The organism is Microbispora sp. H10670, from assembly GCF_014161385.1.
GTDB classification, from domain to species: domain Bacteria; phylum Actinomycetota; class Actinomycetes; order Streptosporangiales; family Streptosporangiaceae; genus Microbispora; species Microbispora triticiradicis.
Map to the genome: position 1 here is coordinate 56639 of NZ_JABBWW010000003.1, position 24101 is coordinate 80739.

The window sequence follows — 24101 nt, forward strand, 5'->3', positions numbered from 1 at the left end:
CATGCCTCTTTCCCCACTCTTGTGGACAAGGCACAAGTATTCGCAGTGATCAGCTATCCGCCAAGGGATGTAAGCATTATCTATCGCGGGAAAAGCTGGGAAACAACGCCGCCCAGCTGCTTCTCTATATAAATCACTACATTGTCGCCTCGGGCTTCGCGCCGTAACTCCCGCCATCCGGATTTACGGTAGAGCTCAAGCGCGGCGACCTGCCGCAGTGTGGTGTCGCCGAGCAGCCGGGAGTAGCCGAGGCGGCGGGCGCGCTCCTCGAGCTCCTCCGTCATCCGCGCGCCGTAGCCGCGCCGCTGGTGGTCGGGGTGGACCCGGAGCCGGCACATCTCGGCCGTGTGGTCGTCGATGCGCCGCAGACCCCCCATGGCGACGAGCCCCGCCCCGGCCACCTCTCCGACGAGGAAATCACCCCCGGCGGCCAGGTAGACCTCGGTGATCCGGGGGAAGTCGTCGTCGTAGTAGACGCCGTCACCCGGCACGACACCCACCTGGGCGAGGCCGATCTGGTGGAGGGACCACACGGCGTCGAGGTCCGACCACCGGTACCGCCGGATCCGGAGAGGCGCCGCCTCGCTCTCACCGCCTTCCCGTAGGGCGTCGCACTCCAGGTCACCCGCCGGCGCGTCTTCTGCCACTCATCCTCCTCACCCGACGTCCTTTATCAGGCCCTTGGGGATGCCCACCCGGCTCTCCGCGAGCATCTCCCGGAACTCCTTGAGCTCGGGCGAGTCACCGTGCTTGGCCCGCACCGCCTTCTCCAGGTCGTATCCGGGCTTGAGCAGGAGGTCGGTCCGGTGGTCCTTGTCGACCATCTCGATCGCGGCGCGGCCGAGCTGGAGCGCGGCGTCGACGTCGCCCTCGATCAGCCGGCACAGCGCCCGGTCGAACCGGATCAGGGTCTGGTCGAGCAGATCGTCGTCCGAATACTGGGAGAGCGCCTTCTCCAGGACCACGTCGGCCTCCACGGTCTGCCCCAGCCGCACCAGGACGTCGCCCTGGTAGAAGTAGAGCTGCCGCTCGGTGTAGCCGAAGGCCGGGTTCTCCCGGTCGCTGTCGTTCATCTGCGCGAAGGCCGTCCTGGCCCGGTGCAGCGCCCGCTTGGCCTGCTCCACCACGTCGTGCCGCGACCCGCCGAGGCCGGCGATCTTCGCCAGCGCCCTCGCCTCGACCACCGGCGCCATGGTGCGCGCCGCACACGGAGTCGTACCGGCCAGGTCGCGGCTCTTCTTGGCGAGCGTCAGCGCCTCACGGGGGTCGCCGTAGTACAGCGGGACCAGCGACTCCCGGGCGGTCACCCAGGCGCGCAGAGCGCGGTCGCCGGTCTCGTCGGCCGCCATCCGGCCGGTCCGGAAGAACGAGCGGGCCAGCCGCTGGTCGCCCAGATCGATCATGAGCATTCCGGACAGTCCGGCGAGCTGGGCGGACATCCGGCACAGCCGCTCCTGCACGTCGACGGGCTGGCGGTGGTTCAGCGCCTTGCGCACGGCGGCGAACTCCAGCATCACGTCGCAGAGCAGCCGCACCGGCGGCGTGTTCATGTACTGCCGGCCGAACCCCGAGGTGGCCTGCTCCCACTGGTCGAGCATCGCCGGGGAGACGGTGGCCCTCACCATGGTCTCGTCCATCCGCCGCCTGAGGTTCTCCACGGCGCCGAGCACCTCCTCGTTGAGCTCGCTCAGGCCGGCCGCGCTCACGGTGCCGCCGGCGAGGAGCCTCAACAGCGTCCTCCTAAGCACGTTCTCGTCCTCCTCGCCCCCGTCCAACGAAGGGGTGCAGTTGTCCGGTGAGGCCGGCGACGCCGGCCCTGCCCACGGAGCGGGTGAAATGTGTGGTCTGGCGTCTTCGAACGCGGCGTCCACGAGGACCTCGTGCCCGTGTCCGCAGATGCACGGGCCGTCGTAGCCCAGAGCGAGGGGTTCTACGCGGTAGACCGAGCACAGATAGTGGAGGTACTCCGGGCCGGGCCGCTTCATGCCCGACTCGTACGCGGACAGTAGTGTCTCGCCGATGCCGGGCACCGGCTTGCCGTCCCTCTCGAACAGGGCGCGTACCTGTTCGATGACGTCGGCCAGCGCCACGCCGTGCGAGAGGCGGTGGGCCTTGATCCGCGTCGTGCCGAACCGCTGCCCGCAGGCCTCGTAGATCTGCGCGGCGATCTGGGCCAGGGTGTACCCCGCGGCCAGGCCGCGCGCCCGGACCTGGCGCGCGATCTCCGTCTCCCTGTGTTGCCTGCCGGACATCCCGGCCCCTCTCTCATGGCCGGCCGCACTCGCAGCCGCGTTTTTGACCGATCACCGAATCAGTCACGGAGGGTGACTCGCCCGTCGCACTCCGCCCACACCATAATGATGGAACACCCTTTGCGAGGCCAAGTCCCCAACTTGAGGAGATTGACTAAGGATCGTCTCCCGGTGAGGGTTTTCTTTCACCCGACAGGGGTTTTCCTCCCCCGGTCATCTTGACCCGGCGTTGACCCGGACGAGTCAGTGAGCCATCTTGGGCGCACCAGAGTGATCGAGCGGAAACGCAAAGTACACAATCAGCCGGGAACGGAAATGAAGGAGGACCGGCCGGTGGGGAACGAGGATTTCCTGCGCCTGGAGCGTCTGGTGGCCGAACTCGACGCGCGGGGCCTGCTCGCGCGAGTCGTACACACCCCTTCGGGCCGCGCCTACGTGCGGGTCATCAACCCCGCCGCGACGAGCCTCACGGAGAACGTCGTCTGCCAGGCGGCGGACTACTGGTGGTCCTGGGGCGAGCGGATGCACCGGGCGGACGACCCCGCCGGAGCGGCGTCAAAGGTCGCCCGCGTGCTCGCCGCAGTGATCGAGTAGCCGCACCGACCACCGTCCGGTCCCGCCGAGCAGGCGGGACCGGACGGTCATCGAGGGGATCCCCTCCTGGAGAACGGCGCCGGACGCGCTTCCGGGTGCGCGCCCGCGCCCTGCCGTGCCGTCACCGGAGCGTGCCGTCCGCCCTCGCGGCGCCGGACGCGTTCCCGTCCCCCCGGCGATGTGACGGAGGCCGGATCTGTCGGCAGTATTGACTACGTTCGAGAAGCTGCCGTCGATCCGATCCGTGGGGGGATCCACCTCGTGTTGCCGCTGTCGCCCGCGACACCCAGCCCAGAGCCGAGCCCGACCCTGCCCGACCCGGACGTGATCGCGGCCAAGGTGTCGGCGGCGTGCGAGAAGAGCGAGGGCGTCTTCTGCACGGTGCTCAACAGCGCCTTCCCGAACCGGGACTTCCCCGCCTGGGTGCAGCTGGTGGCGGGCGTCGTGGACGTGTTCCTGATGATCGCCCTGATCCTCGTCGGGACACTGATCGTCCGGAACGTGGCGCTCCGGCTGATCACCCGGCTCACCGTGCGGGCGAGCGTCGGCGTGCTGCCGGAGCGGCTGCGCGGCAAGACGGTGCTGACGAGCGTGGACGCCGCGGCGGCGATCATGACCGAGCGCCGCAGGGCGCGCGCCGAGACCATGGGCTCGGTGCTGCGGAGCCTCGCGTCCGTCGTGATCCTGGGCACCGGGGCGCTGATGGTCTTCGCGAAGCTCGGGATACCGATCACGCCACTGCTCACCAGCGTCGGGATCATCGGTGTGGCGCTCGGCTTCGGCGCGCAGGAGCTGGTCAAGGACTTCATCGCCGGCATGTTCATGCTTCTGGAGGACCAGTACGGCGTGGGCGACGTGATCGACACCGGAGTGGCCACCGGCACCGTGGAGGCCGTCACGCTCCGCATCACCCGGCTGCGCGACGCCGACGGCAAGGTGTGGTACGTCCGCAACGGCACGATCACGCGGGTCGGCAACGAGTCGCAGGGCTGGTCGAGGGCCCTGGTGGACGTGCCCGTCCCGTACGCGGCCGACATCGCGACGGTGCGCGACCTGCTCAAGAAGCTCGCCGACGACATGTGGGACGACCCGGAGTACCGCGACCTGGTGATCGTCGAGGAACCGCAGGTCTTCGGGCTGGAGTCGGTGTCCGGCACGTCCGTCATCTTCCGGGTCAGCGTGAAGACCGTGCCGGCCCGGCACCTGGAGGTCGCCCGTGAGCTGCGGCTGCGGGTGAAGAAGGCCTTCGACGAGAAGGGCATCGCCTTCGCCGCCTGACCTTACCGATCGGTAACTGGCTTAGGCTGAAAGCGTGACCAGCGAGCAGACCCTGTCCTTCTACGAGATGGTCGGCGGCGAGGACGCCTTCCGGCGGCTCGTGCACCGGTTCTACGAGGGTGTGGCCGAGGACCCCCTGCTGCGTCCGCTCTACCCGGAGGAGGACCTCACCGGGGCCGAGGAGCGGCTGCGCCTGTTCCTCATCCAGTACTGGGGAGGTCCGAAGACCTACAGCGAGCAGCGCGGCCATCCCCGGCTGCGGATGCGGCACATGCCGTTCGTGATCGGCGAGGCCGAGCGGGACGCCTGGCTGCGCCACATGGGCGACGCCGTACGCTCCCTGGAACTGCCGCCGGAGCGGGAGAGTGAGTTGTGGGACTATCTCGTCTACGCCGCCCACAGCCTGGTCAACGCATAAGTAACGCGAGCAGCGGGCAGCCCATCTCTCATGGAAAAAACCCCCTGGTGGCGTGATGCCGTTGTCTACGAGATCTACGTCCGCAGCTTCGCCGACGCCTCCGGCGACGGTACTGGCGACCTGGCGGGAATCCGGGACCGCCTGCCGTACCTCGCCGAACTCGGCGTCGACGCGATCTGGCTGACCCCCTTCTACCCCTCCCCCATGGCCGACGGCGGCTACGACGTGGCCGACTACCGCGACGTCGACGCGTTGTTCGGGACGCTGGCCGACTTCGACGACCTGGTCGCCGACGCGCACGCGCACGGCCTGCGGCTGATGGTGGACATCGTGCCCAACCACAGCTCCTCGGCCCACCCGTGGTTCCAGAAGGCGCTGGCGGCACCCAGAGGCTCGCAGGAGCGCGAGCGGTACATGTTCCGGGAGGGCGGCCCCGAGGGCACCGGCGGCGGCCACGGCGAGCCGAACAACTGGATGTCCACCTTCGGCGGCCCGGCCTGGACACAGGTGCCCGACGGGCAGTGGTACCTCCACCTCTTCGCGCCGGAGCAGCCCGACTTCAACTGGCGCAACCCCGAGGTGCGCGAGGAGTTCCTCGACATCCTGCGGTTCTGGCTGGACCGCGGCGTGGACGGCTTCCGCATCGACGTGGCGATGGGGCTCATCAAGGCGGAGGGACTGCCCGACACCGATCCGGGGTTCACCGCCAGGTCGCCCATCTGGAGCCGGCCGGAGGTGCACGACGTCTACCGCGACTGGCGGCGGGTGCTCGACTCCTATCCCGGCACCCGCGTCGCCGTCGGCGAGGTCTGGACCGACTCCGCCGAGGACCTCGCGCTGTACGTGCGGCCGGACGAACTGCACCAGAGCTTCAACTTCGCCTGGCTGGAGGCCCCCTGGTCGGCCACGGCGTTCCGCAAGGTCATCGACGACACCCTCGTCGCGGTCGCCTCGCCGACCTGGGTGCTGTCCAACCACGACGTCGTACGGCACGTCACCCGCTACGGGCAGGGGTCGCTCGACCCCGGGGCCGGGCTCGCGCGGGGGCGTGCGGCCCTGCTGGCCATGCTCGCCCTCCCCGGCTCCGCGTACCTGTACCAGGGTGAGGAACTCGGGCTCCCCGAGGTGACCGACCTGCCGCCGGAGTCGCGTCAGGACCCGATCTTCGCGCGCTCGAACGGCGAGGTGCCGGGCCGGGACGGCTGCCGGGTGCCGCTGCCGTGGTCGGGCACCGAACCGCCGTACGGCTTCGGGCCGGGCGGGTCGTGGCTGCCGCAGCCCGCGGACTGGGCCGGCCTCACGGCCGAACGGCAGGCCGCCGACCCGGCGTCGACGCTGTGGTTCTACCGGCAGGCGCTGCGGACGCGGCGGGAACTGCGCGGCACGCTGCCGGACGCGATCACGTGGCTGGACTCGCCCGAGGAGACGCTGTTCTTCCAGCGGGGACGGCTGCTCTGCGTCGTCAACTGCGGCGAGGGCGCGGTCACGCTGCCGCCGCACGACCAGGTGCTGATCACCAGCAGCCCGCTCGACGGCACCGACCTCCCGCGCGACACCGCGGCCTGGTTGCTCACCGCCTGACCTGATGGCGGCCCGCGTCCCCGCCGTCCCGCTCCCCGATCGCTCTCGCTCCCCCGCCACGTGCGACCGGCCGCCGTTCCTCCGCGGCCGGTCCCAGGCGGGGCTCGGGGGGCCAGGGGGCCGCCGGACGGGTCGTCGGGGGGCCGCCAGGCGGGCGCGGGCGGGGCGGCGGCCGGGCGACTCAGGGTGGGCTCAGGCGGGGGCGGAGAACCGGCGGAGGAACGCGACCTCATCCTCGCCGAGCCTGCGTGGCCACCCCGCGGCTGAGTCGTAGGCGACCAGGATCGTGCGCGCCTCGGCGTAGAGGGTCGCGTCGTCACGGATCTCGTACGCCAGGGTGAACCGCGACCTGGAGATCTCCGTCACCCACACCTCGACGCGCACGGGGTCGGGGCGGAAGTTCAGCGGCCGCCGGTAGTCGATCTCCTGCCGGGCCACCACCAGGTCGAGCCGGTTTCCATCGCTGTCACGCGGGCGCTCCCACAGCATGGAGACCCGCGCGTCTTCGAGGTAGTCGAAGAATCTGACGTTGTTGACGTGGCCGTAGCTGTCGATGTCGGCGAAGCGCACCTTGCGCTCGAAGACGTAACGGTGGGCGTGCTCGGCAGGGCCGGCGAGGATCGGCTCGGTCACCGCTCCAACCTAGTGCCGCGACCACCGAGGTTCGCCCGGACGGGGCGGTGTCCGCGAAGGTGGCCGCGAGGTCCCCCGCCGGGCACGGCGGGGGACGGGACGAGAGTCCTGATCAGTCGCGGGTGAGCTTGCGGTAGGTGACGCGGTGCGGGCGGGCCGCCTCCGCGCCCAGCCGCTCGATCTTGTTCTTCTCGTAGTCGGCGTAGTTGCCCTCGAACCAGAACCAGTTCGAGCCCTCTTCCCACGCGAGGATGTGGGTCGCGATCCGGTCGAGGAACCACCGGTCGTGGGAGGTGATCACGGCGCAGCCCGGGAAGTCGAGCAGCGCGTTCTCCAGGCTGGAGAGGGTCTCGGTGTCGAGGTCGTTGGTGGGCTCGTCGAGCAGCAGCACGTTGCCGCCCTGCTTGAGCGTGAGCGCGAGGTTGAGCCGGTTGCGCTCGCCGCCGGACAGGATGCCCGCGAGCTTCTGCTGGTCGGGGCCCTTGAACCCGAACGCCGCGACGTACGCCCGGGACGGCATCTCGACGTTGCCGACCTTGATGTGGTCGAGCCCGTCGGAGACGACCTGCCAGACGTTCTTGGCGGGGTCGATGCCGGCCCTGCTCTGGTCCACATAGGAGATCTTGACGGTGTCGCCGATGGTGATCGCGCCGCTGTCGGGGGTCTCGGCGCCGGTGATCATCCGGAACAGCGTGGTCTTGCCGACGCCGTTCGGGCCGATGATGCCGACGATGCCGTTGCGGGGCAGGTCGAAGGAGAGCTCGTCCATGAGCAGCCGGTCGGCGAAGCCCTTGCTCAGCTTCTCGGACCTGATGACCGTCGTGCCGAGGCGCGGGCCCGGCGGGATCTGGATCTCCTCGAAGTCGAGCTTGCGGTACTTGTCGGCCTCGGCGGCCATCTCCTCGTAGCGCTGGAGGCGGGCGCGGCTCTTGGTCTGCCGGGCGCGGGCGTTCGACCGCACCCACTGCAGCTCCTCCTCCAGGCGCTTCTTGCGCTTGACGTCCTTCTGCCCCTCGACCTTCAGGCGCGCGGCCTTGGCCTCCAGGTAGGTGGAGTAGTTGCCCTCGTAGGGGAAGCAGCGGCCGCGGTCCAGCTCCAGGATCCAGTTCGCGACGTTGTCGAGGAAGTAGCGGTCGTGGGTGACGGCCAGGACGGTGCCGGGGTACTTCTCCAGGTGCTGCTCCAGCCACTGCACGCTCTCGGCGTCGAGGTGGTTGGTGGGCTCGTCGAGCAGCAGCAGGTCGGGCTGTTCGAGCAGCAGCTTGCACAGCGCGACCCGGCGGCGCTCGCCACCGCTGAGCTGGGTGACGTCGGCGTCGGGCGGCGGGCAGCGCAGCGCGTCCATGGCCTGTTCGAGCTGGCTGTCGAGGTCCCACGCGTTCCGGTGGTCGAGGGCGTCCTGCAGGCGGCCCATCTCCTCCAGCAACGCGTCGCTGTAGTCGGTGGCCATCTGCTCGGCGATCTCGTTGAACCGGTCGAGCATCGCCTTGGTCTCGGCCACGCCCTCCTCGACGTTGCCGAGCACCGTCTTGGCGTCGTTGAGCGGCGGCTCCTGCTGGAGGATGCCGACCGTGAAGCCGGGCATCAGCCGGGCCTCGCCGTTGGACGGCTGCTCCAGCCCCGCCATCATCTTGAGCAGCGTGGACTTGCCCGTGCCGTTCGGGCCCAGGACGCCGATCTTGGCCCCCGGCAGGAAAGACAGCGTGACGTCGTCGAGGACCACTTTGTCGCCGTGCGCCTTGCGCACGCGCTGCAACGTGTAGATGTACTCCGGCATGCCTTCAAGCCTAGGGGATCGCACCGGCAGCGCCGTCCGCGCTGCGGGGAGGAGGGGCCAGTGGGGCGGCGGGGAGGCAGATTCTGTCCCTGCCGAGTTCCTTGGCGCGGTAGAGGGCGAGGTCCGCCGCGGCGAGCAGCTCCAGCAGATCCTCGCCGTGGATGTTGAGGATCGCGACCCCGGCGGAGACCGTGACCGTGACCGCCGCCTGCTCGGTGGGCACCGCCATGCGGCCCACCCGGACGCGCAGCCGCTCGGCCACCCGCCGCGCCTCGTGCACGTCGGCGCCCGGGAGCAGCACGACGAACTCCTCGCCGCCGAACCGGCCCACCACGTCGTACTCACGCAACTGCGTGCGGAGGGTGGCGGCCACCTCGGCGAGCACCTGGTCGCCGACCAGGTGACCGTACGTGTCGTTGACCTTCTTGAAGTGGTCGATGTCGACCAGCACCAGCGCGAGGGGGTTCCCGGTCCGCTGCGCCCTGACGATCTCGGTGTCCGCCTCCCGCTGCCAGGCGGCGGCGTTCAGCAGGCCGGTCTTCGCGTCCGTCCGGGCGGCAGCCTGGAGCTGCGCGTGCAGCAGGCTCCGCTGGAGCAGCACGACGGGCGGCAGCACGAGCAGCAGCAGCGTGAGGTTGATCCCGCAGACGACGGCGACGAGCACGCCGAGGCAGAGCTCGACCGCGTCGAGAAGGACCCGCTCGCGGTCCCAGAGAACCTCGCCCCAGCGGCCCTCGGGATCGGACGCGTGCGCCGCGACCGCGATCAACGCGGTGTTGAGCACGGTGAACAGCACCGCGCAGGCCGCGGCGACCACGATCGGCCCGCCCTGCCCCGAGGACAGCCGCGCCGGTCCGGCCACCCAGTGATGGAAGGCGGTGGACGCGGCGCCCGCCGCGAGCCCGATCGCCGCCGCGCTGAACACCCGCCGGTAGAGCACGGTCGCCCGCACCCTGAGCTGGAGCAGGATCTGCATCGGGACGGGCGCCAGCAGGGCGTAGACCGGCGGCAGCAGGAACGCCGCCGGGAGCCACCAGGCCGACAGCAGGTCGCGGGACACGCCGGCGGGCATGCCGAGACGGCGGGTGGCCTCGATGCAGACGGCGCCGCACAGCGTGAGCGCCCCGAACATGGCGAGGTCGCAGGTGTGGAAGACGGTCGCCCTGGCCAGCACCGCGACCAGGACGGTGTAGAACGCCAGGATCGCGCAGACGTAGGACACGAGGGCGGGCGGCTGGGTCAGCAACGGCCAGCGGCTCCGGGAGCAGATCGTGCCGCGCGTCCTCGCCGAGGTCTGACCGGTTGCCGTCATCCCGCCCCCCAACGATGCCAAATCAGCATCTCACGATGCGTAACACAATAGTTGCGGAGTGTGCGACGCGCGACGGGAACCGCTCCCTTCACGCGGGCCATCTGCATCCGATGGGCTGCGGGGGTGTCTGCGGCGATTTGCCCGGCCCGGAGCCCGGCGACTCCGCACGCCCGCGACCGGCGGGCTCAGGCCGCCAGAGCACGTGGGAGCAGGGAGCCGCTCGCGTCGTCGCGCCCCGCCGGTGCACTCCCAAGCCCAGTGGGCTCAGGCCGCCAGAGCACGTGGGAGCCCGTTGCCCTCCAGCGCCCCGTGCCTTCACGCCGTGCCCTCCGCCCACGCCCTCGACCGGCGGGTTCAGGCCGCCAGAGTGCGTGGAAGCGGGGAGTGGTCCGCGGTCTCCTGTGCGCCGGGCCCCATGCCCGTGAACACGCCCTCGTCCCCCTCGGCATCGGGCTCGGCGACAGGATCCGCGTCCGCCGTCGCGCCGCCGCGCTCCCCGTCGGGGGCGACGAGGGCGGGGCGCTCCGCCGCGGTCGCGCTCCGGCCGCCGACGAGGGCGTCGAAGGCCTCGTCGGTCTCACCGCCGTCGGCGGGACGGGCGCCGGCGGCGGTGCGGCCGGTCAGTTCCCACTCCCTCGTGGCGTCCTCCATCGCCTGGCGGTCGTCGTCGCTGACCGCTCCGGCGGAGTAGGCGCGGATCGGCTTCTCGTAGGTGGTGATGCCCCACTTGAGGTCGTGGCCCACGGAACTCGCCTCGATCTCGGCCCAGAACCGCTGCTCGCCCTCCCGCTCGAACTGCTTGATGCGCAGCTTGCCGTACACCACGACCGGATGGCCCTTGCGGATCGACTGCTGGACGTTGTCGGCCAGTCCCCGGTAGCAGCGGACCACGTAGTAGGTGGTGTCCCTGGTCTGCCAGGTGTTCGTCTGCTGGTCGAGCACGCGCCGGTTGACGGCCATCCGCATCGACGTGACGTGCGAGCCGTCGCGGAACCGGTACTGCCTGGGGTCGTCGGTGACGTTCCCGCTCAGCGTGACGTAGATGTCGCTCATGGAAGTGCCTCTCCGGCCCGGTCACCCGCCGGGCTCGGATGCCACCCTCGCCGGTGCGGCCGTCCCCGTACGGGCCGGAAACGCGTTCTGTGGACGGCCGGGCACCTGTGGACAACCCGGTGGGGTCAGCGGCGGGTGGCCGCCATCGCGCCGAAGAACTCGTTGTAGCGGTTCAGTTCGCGTTCGACCGGCTGGATGACCATGTCCTGCGCGAGGAGGTCCACGCGGCGCCTCATGTCGCGTTCCAGGCGGTCGCGTTCCCTGCCCGCGCCCAGGACCACGAAGTTCCTGCTCGCCATGGCGGAGAAGAGGCCGAGCCCGAGGACGCTGATCATCATCAGTCCCACCCAGGGCAGCAGGGCCACGTCGCCGAGGGCCTCGGCCGGCGGCCGGCCCGCTCCGAACACGCCGTACGCCAGGATCGCCCCGGCCCAGGCCAGGCCCGCGGCGAACATGATCACGAGGAGGTACTGCCAGATCTTCAGCAGCCACCACCAGCCGGGCACCCGGTCGAGCGGCGGGGCCACCTCCGACAGTTCGGCGGACAGCGCCCCGGGCACCTCACCGGACCGGGACCGGGCGGCCTGGCGCACGCCGTCCCGCCACTGTTCCGGCATGCCGGCGGTGAGCCCGTCGGAGAGCGCCGTCACCGCGTTGTCCACCTCGGCGGGCTGCGCCGTGACCGAGCTGCCGACCAGGCCGCGGATGTCGTCCTTCACGGCCCCGAGGCGGAGGCTCTTGATCGGATCGGGCCGCACGCGGGCCGCCCAGCGCGCGTACGGCCATCCGACCCAGGAGATGGAGCGGACGCCGTACACGTTCTCCATCGCCTCGCCGAGCGCGGAGACGCCGATCGCGTCGCACAGGGCGTCGACGAGCGCGGCACGCCGCGCGGCGTCCACCGCCGGTTCGACCCGCAGCATCTCGGGAAGGTCCTTCACCAGACGCACCACCAGGCGGTCGAGGTCGGCTTCGAGCCGCTGGTAGGCCGCTCGCCGGGCGGCGACGGACTCGGCCAGGACGGCCTTGAGGCCGTCGACGCCCTCGCCGGTGGTGGCGGAGGTGGTCACCACCCGGGGGTGGGCGACCCCCTCACGCCGGAGGAGGTCCTCCAGATCGCCCGCGCACTCGGCCCGCTCCTCGGAGGTGAGCCGGTCGGCCTGGTTCAGCACGAACACCGTCACCGCGTCGTGCCCGGTCAGCTCGGCGACGTAACGCCGATGGACGGAGGCGTCGGCGTACTTCTGCGGGTCGAGCACCCACACGACGAGGTCGGCCAGCTGGATGAGCCGATGGGCCTCGGGATCGGTGAGCGCGCGGATCGAGTCGTGGTCGGGCAGGTCCAGCAGGATCAGCCCGTGCAACTGGCTCTCGCCCCGGTCCAGGGCGCTGGCGCGGGCGAACCTGTGCCGCCACTGGATCTGCAGCCAGTCGAGCAGCGGGCTCGCCCCGTCGATGCCCCACACGCAGGCGTGCGTGCGCGCGGTGGTCGGCCGGCGCGCCCCGGTGGGTGAGAGCTCCAGCCCGGAGATGGCGTTGAAGAGGGAGGACTTGCCGCTTCCGGTGCCCCCGGCGAGCGCGACGACGGTGTGGGCGGACGACAGCTTGAGCCGGTCGCCCGCGCGCAGCAGGAGCTGGGCCGCCTCCGTGATCAGCGCGGGGTCGACCCGCCCCTGACCCAACTCGACGATCTTGGCCAGGGCGGCGAGCCTGGACCCCAGCCCGTGCTGCGTTTCGGCGGTGCTGACAGTCGTCATCGATCCCTCACCGTCGGTGCCCGGGGCGTCCCGGGCCGGATGGGCTCCGTCATCGTGCGACCTCGAGGTTGTACGTCGCCTGGTACAGCCGCGTCGCCGCGGCCTCGTCCGGTATGCCCGCGCTGTCGAGGGCGTCGACGTACCTGAGGGTCTCCTCGTCGAAGAGCAGGCCGATTCTGGCCCGCAGGTCGCTGCGGGCCTTGGCGCTGATGCTGCGCAGCGACTCGGCCCCGAGCAGGCCGCGCAGCAGCCGCTGGGGCAGCGCCCCGGCGCCGGTGGCGGCCTGCGGATCCGTGGCGCCGTAGCCGAGCAGGCCGATCATGAAGATCAGCGACAGCGACTCCACGTCGAACGAGACCAGTTTGGCCACCGAGCGCTTGGTCACGCCATCGGTGCGGATCAGTTCGGTGACGTGCTCCTGCCAGGCGGCGACCGTCCTCGCGGTCCTGCGGGCGATGTCCTCCGGCGGACGGCCGAGTCCCGGAGTGGCGGCGAGCCGGTCGCCCGCGCCCGCGCGCTGCCGCCACCGGGTCACGACCTCCTCGGCGGCCCGCTCGACGGCCGAGGTGACCAGCGATTCGAGGCCGGCGCGGATCGCCGCCTTCAGCCCGCGGACCCGCTCGGGACCCTGGTGGTGGCCCTTGGCGCCGCGGCGCAGGTGCAGCGTGCGCATGAGGTCGCCGGAGCCGGCGAAGTCCTGCCACCGCGCGAGCACCTCGCCCCGCAGCAGCGAGCCGTCCCGGGTCGCCTCGTCGATCTCCGTGAGCGCCCCCATGTACGCGGCGTCCACGTCCGAGCGCAGGTCGGCGCGCAGCGCGACCTGGGTCTCCAGGTGCCGGGCGAGCGCGGGCAGGCGGGTGCGGAAGCTGTTGAGCACGCCGTTCAGGGTCGCCCGTACGGCCTCCTCCCGCCGTTCGTCGTCGACGGACAGCCCGGTCAGCCACATCCGCAGCTCGGCGATCTCGATCTCGGGCAGCCGCCCTTCCTGGACGGTCGTCTCGTTGATGACGAAGCGCTCGACGTCGCCGAGACCGTACTCCTTCAGCATCCGGCCGAAGTGCTTCATGATGACGTCACGGGACCGGGGCGGCACCCGGGACAGCACGATGACCAGGCGCGCCCTGCGCTCCTTGGCCCGCCGCAGCAGGCCCCAGGACGGCGCGTCGGCGTACCGGGACGCCGTGGTGACGAACACCCACAGGTCGGCGGCGTCCAGCATGCGGTGCGCGATCTCGTGGTGCTCCTCCACGACCGAGTCGATGTCGGGCGTGTCGAGCAGGGCCACCCCCGCGGGCATCGACGGGCTCGGCACCAGGACGACGCCGCCGGGCGCGGCCTCCGCCGGGGGCTCGTCGAGCCTCTCCAGGCCGCCGAGGAGATCGCCCCGCGCGTACCATTCGAGGTCGCCGGGGTGGACGGCGAGCACGGGCGTGCCCGTGGTCGGGCGGCGCACTCCCGTGGCCGTGACCCGGCGGCCCGCGAGCGAGTTGACGATGGTGGACTTGCCCGCCCCCGTGGACCCCGCCACGACGATCATCGCGGGCGCGGTGCTCAGGTGGATACGCGGGATGACGTAGTCGTCGAGCTGGGCCAGCACGGCCGCCTGCGCCTTGCGCGCCTCCTCCGCCCCCGGCACGTCGAGGCCGAAGTGCAGGTCCTTGACCGCCGTGCGAAGCTGGTTGAGCGCCTCCGTCAGCGCGGCGGAGACCGGCTCCGGCATCGGGATCTCGCGCATCCGGTCCTCGCCCGGAGCGTCCTCCCCGTCCTCCGCGTTCTCGCGGTCCTCCGCGACTGCCGCGTCCGCCCCGGCTTCCGGATCCTCCGCGTCCGCCGGGTCCGCCTCGCCGGAGTCGCCCTCCGCGTCCTCCACGTCCGAGTCGTCCGCCGGGCCGGAGTCGTCCTCCGCGTCCACGGGGTCCGCCGCATCCGCCGGGTCCGAGTCGTCCACCCGGCCCTTCGCGCCCGTCTCGCGGGCGTCTTCCTCCGCGCCGGCGGCGTCTACCGCCGCCTCTTCGGCCGCGCCCACCGGGTCCGTTCCGTCCGCCTCGCCGGCCGCGTCCGCATCGTCCCCGGCGTCGTCCCGGCCGTCGTCGCGTACGTCTCCGGGCGCGCCGTCCGGCCCGTCCTGGCCCGGGACGGTCCCGTCGTCCGCCGCGCCGGGCACTGCCTCGTCCGTCCCGGGTACGGCCACGGAACCGGTCCCGGCCTCGCAGCCGGAGGTCTCGGGCAGGGCGTCGTCGTGGGCCGTGGGCTCCGGGGCGCCGGGCCGCAGGACGGGAACGTCGTCGCGGATCTGGGGAAACGCGACCGTACGCTCCCCCGGGGACTCGGGCGGCGGATCCCCGGCGTCCGGCTCGTCGGTGACGGCCTCGCCCGAACCCGCACCGGTCCCGTGGTCGGGCGTCTTCCTGGCTGCCGATCTCACGGGACCCGCTCCGCTCGCACCATCTCGATCTCCTGGCCGACCTTGACGACCTCGCCGACGATCACGATCGCCGGAGGCCGAACTCCGGCCGCGGTCACCCGTTCCGCCACCGTCGACAGGGTGGCGGAAACGGCTCGCTGGGTCGGAAGAGTACCGTCCTGTACCACCATCACGGGAGTTTCCGGCGAACGTCCGTCTCGAAGCAGGGCCTCGGCGATCTCCTTGATCCTTTCGACCGCCATCAGAAGTATCAGGGTTCCCGCTGATCTCGCCAGTCCCGGCCAGTCGACGGTGGACCTCGGGTCGCCGGGCGCGACGTGCACCGAGACGACGTGGAACTCCTGGCTGACACCGCGATGAGTGACCGGGACGCCGGCCGCGCTGGGGACCGCGACCGCGCTGGTGATGCCGGGCACCACGGTCACCGGGATCCCCGCGCGGGCGCAGGCGATCATCTCCTCGCCGCCCCGCCCGAAGACGAAGGGGTCGCCGCCCTTCAGCCGTACGACGAACTTGCCCATCCGGGCGTGCTCGACGAGCAGTTCGTTGATCTTCTCCTGGGACAGCGACCGGCCGTACGGGACCTTCGCGGCGTCGATGAGCTCGACGTCCGGGGACAGCTCGTCCAGGAGGGCTCGCGGCGCCAGGCGGTCGGCCACCACCACGTCGGCCTGGGCCAGAAGCTGGCGGCCGCGCACCGTGATCAGGCCGGGGTCGCCGGGGCCGCCGCCGACCAGGGCCACCCCGACCGGCCTGGTGCGGTGCCGCCGGGCGTCGACGGTCCCGTCCCTGAGCGCGCCGACGATGGCGTCCCGGATCCCCGCCGCACGCCGGGGGTCTCCGCCCGCGGTGACCGCCACGCCGATCTCGTCCACCCGGCCGTGCGCGGGGGTCCAGGCGGCGGAGGCGTCCTTGTCGTCCGCCCTGACACACCAGATGCGCTTGGCCTCGGCCTCGGCGGCGACCGCGGTGTTGACCTCGCGGTGGTCGGTGCAGACGTGCACGAGCCACGCGCCGTCGCAGTCGCCGACCTGGTACGGGCGCTGTTCCCAGGTCACCCGCCCGGTGGCGATGAGATCGTCCAGCGCGGGGGTCACGCTGGGCGAGATCAGAGTGACGGAGGCTCCCGCGTCGAGCAGCGCGGGGATCCGCCGCTGGGCGACGCGTCCGCCGCCGACCACGAGCACACGCCGCCCGTCGAGGCGCAGGCCAAGCAGGTAGGGCGCCATGACCTCAGTCTCCCTGTTGCGTCAAGGGTGCATAGTTAGGAGGCAAACCTACCCGCTGGGCTCCGGCCGCATTCACCCGACGAGACCGGACGGCCGCGGGCGGGTGTTCCACCGTCTCAATCGCCCTTGTCCGTCACGCCGGCGGAGTCGAAGGTGGCGACCTCGTGCATCACCCGCGCGGCGGCGCTCACCAGAGGGTGGGCGAGCAGGCCGCCGGTGCCCTCCCCGAGACGGAGCCGCAGGTCGACGAGGGGCTCCAGGCCCAGATGCGTCAGCGCCGCCGCGTGCCCGGGCTCCGCCGACCGGTGCCCGGCCAGGCAGTATCCGACGGTGTCCGGGGCGAGCGCGCTCGCGGCCAGGGCCGCGGCTCCGGCGATCACTCCGTCGAGGATCACCGGCACCCGGGCCGCGGCGGCGCCGATCACGAAACCCGCGATCGCCGCGTGCTCCAGCCCGCCGACCGCCGCGAGCACGCGCAGCGCGGAGTCCGGGCCGCCCGGTACGGCCTCCGCCTCGGCGATCCCGTTGACCCGAAGGCCGCGCCGGACGATCTCGATCTTGTGCTGATACATGGCGTCGTCGACGCCGGTGCCCCGCCCGGTGACCCCGGCGGCCTCCCTGCCCGTGAAGGCGCAGATCAGGGCGGCCGAGGCGGTGGTGTTCGCGATGCCCATGTCGCCGGTCACCAGGCAGCGCGCGCCGGCGGCGACGAGATCGCGGGCGACCTCGACCCCGGCCGTCAGGGCCGCGGTCGCCTGCTCCCGCGTCATCGCCGGGCCCTGGGACAGGTCGGCCGTGCCGTACGCGACCTTGCGGACGAGCAGTCCGTCGGCGGGAGGCAGGTCGGCCGCGACACCCACGTCCACCACCGTCACCGACGCGCCGACCTGCGCGGCGAAGGCGTTGGCGACCGCTCCCCCGGCGGCGAAGTTGGCCACCATCTGCGCGGTGACCTCCTGCGGCCAGGGGCTCACCCCCTGCGCGTGCACGCCGTGGTCCGCCGCGAAGATCGCCAGGGCGGCCGGGGCCGGGAGCGGCGGCGGGCAGGCGCCCGCGATGCCGGCCAGCCGGGCCGCGACGTCCTCCAGGACCCCCAGAGAGCCGCTCGGCTTCGTGAGCCGGTCCTGGTGCGCCCGGGCCTCCGCCATCGGGCCGGGCTCGACCGGCCGGACCGCGCCGAGCGTCTCGCCGAGGGACGTCATGCTCTCTCTCCTCGTTTCGTCACGGTTCCGCCGTGTCAGCCCGCCAAGCCGGCTCGCCACATCAGCCTGCCGAGTCGGCCGGCGATCCCGGCCCGCCATGCCGGCCCGGCACTCCGGTCCGGCCCGCCGCACCCACTCGTCACGCCCGCCCGCGCCCGCCCGCGGCTCCCGCCGCGACCGATCGCGCGGCCGATCACCGCGCGGGACCGTCGCTTGGGACCACCGCGCCGGACGAGGCCGGGCTACACCGCGCTGGCCACTCCGGGCTGGGCGAGCGGTCCGTCCGGTGAACCGCCGCGGATCTCCGTGACGTCCTCGGCGTGGCCGGTCGCGCCGATCATGGTATCGGTCTCGGCGGCGGCCTCCGTCCTCCCGTCGAACGCCTCGGCACCGAACGCCTCAGCGTCGAATGCCTCGGAGTCGAAGGCGTCGGCGTCGAAGACCTCCGGCGAGAGCACCTCCGCCTCGAACGTCTCCACTTCGAGAGCGTCGACGTCGAACTCCACGTCGAGGGCGTCCACGTCGAGCGTCTCGATCACCGGCATGTCCGGCCCCGCCGTCCCGATCGCGGGCACGGCGACCGGCACGGCGACCGGCACGACGGACGGACGGCCCGGGGCCGCCGGGGCCGGCCGCGTCGCGGCGGGGACGGTGACCGGCGCCGGGGAGTGCCCGGCCCCCGCGAGCGCCTCCTCGTACCGGTCGATCACCACGTCGGCGAGGCCCTCGCAGTCGCCGATCACCTCGGCGCAGCGGATGTCGAGCCCTTCGTGGTTCGCACCGTAGGCGAGCGCCTGCGCCCAGATGCGTTCGAGGACGGCACCCGCGAACAGGACGTACGGGAGAACGATCACGCGCTTCGCGCCGAGCCTGCGGCAGCGCTCCAGGCCTCCGGGCACACCGGGACGGGTGTGCGAGACGTAGGCGGTCTCCACGGTCAGCAGGTCGGCGGCGTGGGTCTCCCAGAACAGTCGCGAGACCCGGTGGACCTCGGCGTTCACGGCGGGATCGGTGGAGCCGTGCCCGACGAGGACGACCGCGGTCTCGCCCGGCGTGATCTCGGCGGGCGGCTCCTCGGTGACGAACCGGGGCATCTCGGCGCGGGCGTCGGCGAGTCGCTCCGCGAGCAGCCTGAGCACGCGGGGATCGGGCCCGAGCGGACGGCCGAGGTCGTACTCCAGCGTCGGATGCCGTTCCTGCTCCAGGGCCATGGTGCCGGGGATGTCCCCGAGCGCACGCCGGTCGCCGGTCAGGCTGAGCGGCACGGCGACCAGGTGGTGGTGGCCCCGGGCCACCAGGGAGGCGATGGACTGTCCGAGCTGGGGGCGCGCGTTCGTGATGAAGCCGCCGCTCACTTCGGCGGGAAGCCCGTCGAGGCGGCAGCGGAGCCGATGGACGAACCTGCCGAACTCGGCCACGCCGGTCTCATCGTGAGTGCCATGGCCGATGAGCAGCAGCGGCGGTTTCATTTAGCTGATCTCCCCTGCGTTGACCTGCGTGTCGTTCACAATCCTCCGCTCCCACCGAAGCGCCCGCGCGCCGGCCGGTCGTGCCGGGCGTGCCGTGGGCGGGGTGCCGGGCACGCGCGTGACGGCAGGCGCTTCCTCGTCGTGTGGAGTCGCTCGCTTCTCGCCTCCAGTCACTGCCGGTCCGCTCCGGACGGCCGGCGACCCGGCCGGGCCGCTCCCTCGCCTCCCGCCGGCCGGCGGGACGCTCTGGCAGGCGAGAATAACCTTTCGGCCCCAATCATGGAGGTCTCTTGACCGGAGGGCCCAGGGTCTAGAGCGATTCTTTACCTATTGCCATGAAATTTCCCCGTTAAGGATGCTGAAGAGGACGGCGTCGGCCCAGCCCCCCGGCACGGGCAGCGCCTGCCGCATGATCCCCTCCTCGATGAACCCGGCCTTCCTCGCGACCCCCTGACTGGCCCGGTTGCCCGTCGCCACCAGCAGGTGGACCCGGTGGAACCCGAGGTCGAACAGGTGCGCGGTGGCCATGCGGGCCGCCTCCACGGCGTACCCCTGGCGCCTGGCCCACGGCGCGATCCAGTACCCCAGCTCCGCGTCGCCGCGCTCGTGGTCCTCGCGCTGCACGCCGACGGCGCCGGCCAGCCGTCCCCCGTCCCGCGGCTGTATCGCGAAGTTGCCACCATAGCCGGGGCCCGGCGCGTGCGCGAGGCGGGTGCACCACTCCAGCGCGCGCTCCAGCGTGTAGCCCTCGGCCCACGGCATCCAGCGGGCGATCTCCGTGTCGCCTCTGACCGCGTCGACCATGTCGAAGGCGTCCTGCCGGACGAAGGGCCGCAGGACCAGCCGCTCGCTCTCGATCCGGCGGCGTGGCGCCTGCCGCTCGTCCCCGCGAAGCCTGCCGAAGACCACCAGGTCGTGCGGGCCGTCGTCCTCGAACCCGGCGCCGCGCAGCAGGCCCTCACGGACGAAACCGGCCTTCTCGGCGACCCGGATCGACGCCAGGTTGTCGGCGTTGGCCCGGAGTTCGACGCGGCGCAGCACCCCCGACCCCAGCAGGCGGCCGGCGAGCCCCCGCACCGCCTCGGTCGCGTATCCCCGGCGGCGGTACGCGGGGTGCACGCCGTACCCCACCTCGGCGATGCCTGCGCCCCACTGCGCCTTGAACATGCTGATCGATCCCACCACTCCGTCCCTGGCGTGCATGGCCAGGTGGATGCCCTGTCCCGAGCGCCACAGCTCGTGCACGCCCTGTGTCAGCCACTGGCCGATCCCGGAGGCGTGCCCCGGCGCGCCAGGCGGCAGCGCGGTGGTGTGGGCGCCGTCCTCGATGATCGCCCGAACCTGGCCCGCGTCACCCGGGCCGAACGGCCGCAGGATCAGCCGCTCGGTGTTGATCGTCAGCCGTTCGTCGAACAATGCATCGCTCCATCACATACAGGGATTTTTCGCCCGTCGCCGGTTAAGTAGGGCATGTCCTCACCGCTCCCGATGTTTGGGGCAGGCGGTTCGGGTACGAGGCACGACAGTGACCCTAATCGGGAGGTGAGGTCATGAGTATCCAACGCGGCAGCGACAAGCACGGCCGCCGCCTCGACGAACAGCAGAAGCACGAGACGCAGGGCCTCGTACAGGGCTCCGGGACCAGCCGGGCCGAGGAATGGCGGGAGACCGAGCCGACGCAGCAGCCCGAACAGGACATGTCACCTCCGCGCCGCCAGCCGCCCGGCCGCGAGCCGGGGACGCCGCTCGGCATCACCCCCGCCGATGTGGAGCGCCGCAGCCACCTCGCCACCTGGCTCAGCGACGCGGGCTTCCCCGCCGACCCCGCCAAGCTGCTCGGCCACGCCGAGCGCAAGAACGCCCCCGACGCCGTGATCGACGCCGTACGGCGGCTGCCCGAGATGAAGTTCCACAACATCGGGGAGGTGGCGGAGGCACTCGGGCTCGGAGTGGAACGCCAGCGCTGGTAGGGAGACCCGGTGAGACTCGACTTCATTCGCGGACTGTACGAGCCGGGCGGGCCGTACGCCTCGGTCTACCTGGACACCGACCGGTCGTCCGAGGGAGCGGCCAACGTCGTCCAGCGACGATGGGCTCACCTGCGCGAGCTTCTGGCCGCGGAGGGAGCCCCGCCGGAGGCCCTCGATCCCATCGGGGAGCTGATGCTCGATCCCGTCTGGGCGGCGCCCGGTCGCGCGGTCTTCGCGCGGCGGGGCGAGGTCGTGCTCACCGAGCCGCTCGCCTGCCGCCCTCGCCGGCAGACCGCGCGGTGGTCGCCGCTCCCGCACGTCGTGCCGCTGCTGGCTCAGCGCGGCGAGCACGTCCCGCACATCGAGGTGCTGGCCGACCGGGCCGGAGGCGACGTCGCCGTCGTGGCCGACGGACAGCGGCGCGAGCTGACCGTGGAAGTCGCGGAAGGGCCGATCCAGAAGACCGGAGCGGGCGGCTGGTCGCAGCGGAACTTCGAGCGGGAGGTCGAGGAGACCTGGCGCCGCAACGCCGTCGCCGTCGCGGAGGTCGTGGAGAAGGAGGCGCACGCCATCGGCGCCGAGGTCGTCGTCCTGGCCGGGGATCCCAAGGCGAGGGCCCTGGTGACCGACCACCTCGCCAAGGACGTCGTACGGCGGCTGACGGTGGCCGAGCACGGCAGCCGCGCTCCCGGCGCCGACCCGCACCATTTCCGGCAGGAGACCGACGCCGCCTGCCGGGCCTGGGTCGACCGCCGGTGCGCGGAGCTGCTGGGAGCGTTCGCGGCCGGACCGGCCGTGGCCGGCCTGCAGGAGACGGCCCGCGCACTGCGCGACCGGCGGGTGAGCACCGTGCTGGTGCGCGACGACCCGTCCTCCACCGCGACGATGTGGATCGGGCCCGAGCCCACCCACCTGTCCACCGACCCGGCCGAACTGGGCGCGTGGGGAGTCGAGGAGCCGGTGCGGGAACGGGCCGACGCCGCCCTCGCGCGGGCGGTGGCCGCGACGGACGCGCAGTTGTGGTTCGTCGATCACATCGACTCGCCGGACGGCATCGGCGCCCTGCTCCGCTTCTGACGGCCCGCGTCAGGTGACGATCAGCACTTCGAGCGTACGGGGGCCGTGCACGCCCTCCACCCGGTTCAGCTCGATGTCGCTGGTGGCGGAGGGGCCGCTGATCCACGTCAGGGGCCGGACGGGGTCGAGCCGGGCGACCGCGTCCGGCACCCCGGCGACGATCTGGCCCGCCCGCACCACGCACAGGTGATAGTCGGGCACCAGCGACAGCGCCCGCCGCCCCTGACCGGGTCCGGCGTCCAGGACGATCGTGCCGGTATCCGCCACGGCCACCGCGCACGTGGTCAGCACGCCGTCCAGCGCGTCGAGATCGGCGGCGGTCAGCGGCGGCTCGTCGGCCACGAGCTCGGCTTGGGCGGCGGCCGGCCACGCCGCGGGGAACCCCCCGGGCACGGCGACCCGCCGCGCCCCGCGTTCGGCGAGGGACCGCGCGACCCGCTCCGGCACGGCCGCCTCGGCCACGACGTGCACGACGGCGCGGTAGTCGCGGAGCCGTTCCTCGAACAGCCGGATCTCACCCGGCGTCTCGGACGGGGTCGCGGGCGGGGTCTCACCCGGCGTCGCGGACGGGCCGCGATAGGCCCGCGGGATCTCGACATCGGGCACGCCCGCGAGGGCGCCGCGCACCCGGGCGAGGATCAGGTCGCGGGAACGGCTCATCGGCGGCCTCCGTCCGTGCGGTCCCACCAGTCGCGGAAGGACTCCCGGGGGATCTCGGGCAGGTCCCTGGTGTCCGTCCAGGCCGCCAGCGGCCCGGGGAGCCGCCGGGGCGCCAGGTTCCGCAGCCGTCCCCCGATCCGCTGCATCCGCGCCAGCCGTCCCGACCGCCGCAGCACCCAGCCGGCGGCGGCCATCCCGGCGCGTTCCGGCCAGGGATGCGGGCTCCGGGCGCGCAGGTCGACCAGCACCGACGGGATGTCGATGGCCACCGGGCAGACGTCGTAACAGGCGCCGCACAGCGAGGAGGCGTACGGCAGCGAGCGGTCCAGCTCGGAGCTCATGCCGCGCAGCTGCGGCGTGAGGATCGCCCCGATCGGCCCCGGGTAGACCGACCCGTACGCGTGGCCGCCCGTCCGCTCGTACACCGGGCATACGTTCAGGCAGGCCGAGCAGCGGATGCAGCGCAGCGCCTGGCGTCCCACCTCGTCGGCGAGGACGCGGGTGCGGCCGTTGTCGAGCAGCACGAGATGGAACTCCTGGCCCTCCGTCGCGCCCGTCCACATCGAGGTGTACGGGTTCATCCGCTCGCCGGTCGAGCTGCGGGGCAGGAGCTGCAGGAAGACCTCCATGTCGCGCCAGGACGGCAGCACCTTCTCGATGCCGACCACGCTGATCAGGGTGGTGGGCAGGGTGAGGCACATCCGCCCGTTGCCCTCCGACTCCAGCACGACCAGGGTGCCGGTCTCGGCGACCGCGAAATTGGCCCCCGAGATCGCCACCTTCGTCTTCAGGAAGCGCTCGCGCAGGTGCAGCCGGGCCGCCTCGGCAAGGGCCGCGGGGTCGTCGGTCAGGTCCTCCGGGGCGGGGCGGCCCCAGCCCGACATGCGCCCGGCGAAGATCTCCCGGATCTCCGCGCGGTTGCGGTGGATCGCCGGGACGAGGATGTGCGAGGGCCGGTCGTCGCCGAGTTGCACGATGAGCTCGGCCAGGTCGGTCTCGTACGCCGTGATGCCGTGTTCGAGCAGCGCCTCGTTGAGGCCGATCTCCTGGGTGGCCATCGACTTGACCTTCACGACCTCGGTCTCGCCCGTGGCCTTCACCAGGCCCGCGACGATCTCGTTGGCCTCGGCCGCGTCGGCGGCCCAGTGCACGTGCCCCCCGGCCGCCGTGACGGCCTCCTCCAACTGAAGCAGATACCGGTCGAGGTTGCGGAGGGTGTGCTCCTTGATCGCCCGCCCGGCGTCGCGCAGCGCGGCCCAGTCGGGCACCTCCGCGACCACGCTCGCCCGCCTGGCCCTGATCGTCCGGGTCGCCTTGCGGAGGTTGAACCGCAACTGCGAGTCGCGTACGGCTCTCGCGGCGTTCCGGGGGAAGGGCCGGGTCGCCGGCATCCCGAGGAAGGTGACGCTCACCG

Annotated in this window: 20 protein-coding genes; 6 read left to right on the plus strand and 14 right to left on the minus strand. The window is 72.3% G+C overall.

The features are described from left to right. Positions 1-80: 80 nt before the first annotated feature. Together HHX33_RS05955 and HHX33_RS05960 are read right to left on the minus strand one after the other, a co-directional pair. Positions 81-647: a GNAT family N-acetyltransferase gene (locus HHX33_RS05955; protein ID WP_310740370.1), complete on the minus strand. Its 567-nt coding sequence runs from the start codon at positions 645-647 to the stop codon at positions 81-83. Between the two features lie 9 nt (positions 648-656). Continuing rightward, entirely contained in the window at positions 657-2252 is a 1596-nt protein-coding gene (locus HHX33_RS05960) for a helix-turn-helix transcriptional regulator (RefSeq protein ID WP_182873714.1), read from the minus strand. Positions 2253-2585: 333 nt separating this feature from the next. Between HHX33_RS05960 and HHX33_RS05965 the strand changes: the two genes are divergently transcribed. From HHX33_RS05965 to HHX33_RS05980, 4 genes are all read left to right on the plus strand, one after another. Further along, positions 2586-2846, plus strand: coding sequence for a hypothetical protein (locus HHX33_RS05965; RefSeq protein WP_111700928.1), 261 nt, complete (start codon positions 2586-2588; stop codon positions 2844-2846). Positions 2847-3107: 261 nt separating this feature from the next. Further along, positions 3108-4124, plus strand: a complete 1017-nt coding sequence (locus HHX33_RS05970; RefSeq protein WP_310741236.1) for a mechanosensitive ion channel family protein — start codon at positions 3108-3110, stop codon at positions 4122-4124. 34 nt (positions 4125-4158) lie between these two features. Continuing rightward, the gene (locus tag HHX33_RS05975; protein WP_310741237.1) at positions 4159-4542 is read left to right on the plus strand and encodes a globin; all 384 of its coding nucleotides are present in this window, start codon (positions 4159-4161) and stop codon (positions 4540-4542) included. A gap of 30 nt (positions 4543-4572) precedes the next feature. Beyond that, positions 4573-6123 carry a glycoside hydrolase family 13 protein gene (locus tag HHX33_RS05980; protein ID WP_182873715.1) on the plus strand — a complete coding sequence of 517 codons (1551 nt, stop codon included), beginning with the start codon at positions 4573-4575 and terminating at the stop codon, positions 6121-6123. Between the two features lie 192 nt (positions 6124-6315). Here HHX33_RS05980 and HHX33_RS05985 read toward each other — a convergent pair whose 3' ends face one another. From HHX33_RS05985 to HHX33_RS06030, 10 genes are all read right to left on the minus strand, one after another. Beyond that, the gene (locus tag HHX33_RS05985) at positions 6316-6756 is read right to left on the minus strand and encodes a thioesterase family protein (RefSeq protein WP_310738179.1); all 441 of its coding nucleotides are present in this window, start codon (positions 6754-6756) and stop codon (positions 6316-6318) included. A 112-nt stretch (positions 6757-6868) separates the two neighbouring features. Continuing rightward, complete coding sequence (ettA, locus tag HHX33_RS05990) at positions 6869-8533, minus strand: energy-dependent translational throttle protein EttA (RefSeq protein ID WP_182873716.1); 1665 nt, start codon at positions 8531-8533, stop codon at positions 6869-6871. 10 nt (positions 8534-8543) lie between these two features. After that, positions 8544-9845: a GGDEF domain-containing protein gene (locus tag HHX33_RS05995; protein ID WP_182873717.1), complete on the minus strand. Its 1302-nt coding sequence runs from the start codon at positions 9843-9845 to the stop codon at positions 8544-8546. A 354-nt stretch (positions 9846-10199) separates the two neighbouring features. Further along, positions 10200-10898, minus strand: coding sequence for a single-stranded DNA-binding protein (locus HHX33_RS06000; protein WP_182873718.1), 699 nt, complete (start codon positions 10896-10898; stop codon positions 10200-10202). 125 nt (positions 10899-11023) lie between these two features. After that, positions 11024-12655: a GTPase gene (locus tag HHX33_RS06005; RefSeq protein ID WP_182873719.1), complete on the minus strand. Its 1632-nt coding sequence runs from the start codon at positions 12653-12655 to the stop codon at positions 11024-11026. Between the two features lie 49 nt (positions 12656-12704). Then, positions 12705-15080 carry a GTPase gene (locus HHX33_RS06010; protein WP_310741239.1) on the minus strand — a complete coding sequence of 792 codons (2376 nt, stop codon included), beginning with the start codon at positions 15078-15080 and terminating at the stop codon, positions 12705-12707. Continuing rightward, positions 15077-16309, minus strand: coding sequence for a uroporphyrinogen-III C-methyltransferase (gene cobA, locus HHX33_RS06015; RefSeq protein WP_111700855.1), 1233 nt, complete (start codon positions 16307-16309; stop codon positions 15077-15079). The genes HHX33_RS06010 and cobA overlap by 4 nt, the downstream gene beginning before the upstream one ends. A 116-nt stretch (positions 16310-16425) precedes the next feature. After that, the gene (cobT, locus tag HHX33_RS06020; RefSeq protein WP_182873720.1) at positions 16426-17511 is read right to left on the minus strand and encodes a nicotinate-nucleotide--dimethylbenzimidazole phosphoribosyltransferase; all 1086 of its coding nucleotides are present in this window, start codon (positions 17509-17511) and stop codon (positions 16426-16428) included. Between the two features lie 242 nt (positions 17512-17753). Next, positions 17754-18980, minus strand: a complete 1227-nt coding sequence (locus tag HHX33_RS35635; RefSeq protein WP_259402212.1) for a sirohydrochlorin chelatase — start codon at positions 18978-18980, stop codon at positions 17754-17756. A 327-nt stretch (positions 18981-19307) separates the two neighbouring features. Beyond that, positions 19308-20396 carry a GNAT family N-acetyltransferase gene (locus tag HHX33_RS06030; protein ID WP_182873721.1) on the minus strand — a complete coding sequence of 363 codons (1089 nt, stop codon included), beginning with the start codon at positions 20394-20396 and terminating at the stop codon, positions 19308-19310. A gap of 134 nt (positions 20397-20530) precedes the next feature. Here HHX33_RS06030 and HHX33_RS06035 point away from each other — a divergent pair, with 134 nt between their 5' ends. Both HHX33_RS06035 and HHX33_RS06040 read left to right on the plus strand, forming a co-directional pair. After that, positions 20531-20950 (plus strand): DUF2795 domain-containing protein, encoded by a 420-nt coding sequence (locus HHX33_RS06035; protein ID WP_111700858.1) that lies wholly within the window; start codon positions 20531-20533, stop codon positions 20948-20950. Between the two features lie 9 nt (positions 20951-20959). Beyond that, the gene (locus HHX33_RS06040) at positions 20960-22027 is read left to right on the plus strand and encodes a Vms1/Ankzf1 family peptidyl-tRNA hydrolase (RefSeq protein ID WP_182873722.1); all 1068 of its coding nucleotides are present in this window, start codon (positions 20960-20962) and stop codon (positions 22025-22027) included. 9 nt (positions 22028-22036) lie between these two features. Here the strand turns inward: HHX33_RS06040 and HHX33_RS06045 are convergent, their stop codons facing one another. Together HHX33_RS06045 and HHX33_RS06050 are read right to left on the minus strand one after the other, a co-directional pair. Further along, on the minus strand, positions 22037-22687 hold the full coding sequence (locus tag HHX33_RS06045; RefSeq protein WP_182873723.1) for a LutC/YkgG family protein: 651 nt from the start codon (positions 22685-22687) through the stop codon (positions 22037-22039). Further along, positions 22684-24099, minus strand: a complete 1416-nt coding sequence (locus HHX33_RS06050) for a lactate utilization protein B (RefSeq protein ID WP_310741240.1) — start codon at positions 24097-24099, stop codon at positions 22684-22686. The genes HHX33_RS06045 and HHX33_RS06050 overlap by 4 nt, the downstream gene beginning before the upstream one ends. Positions 24100-24101: the final 2 nt, after the last annotated feature.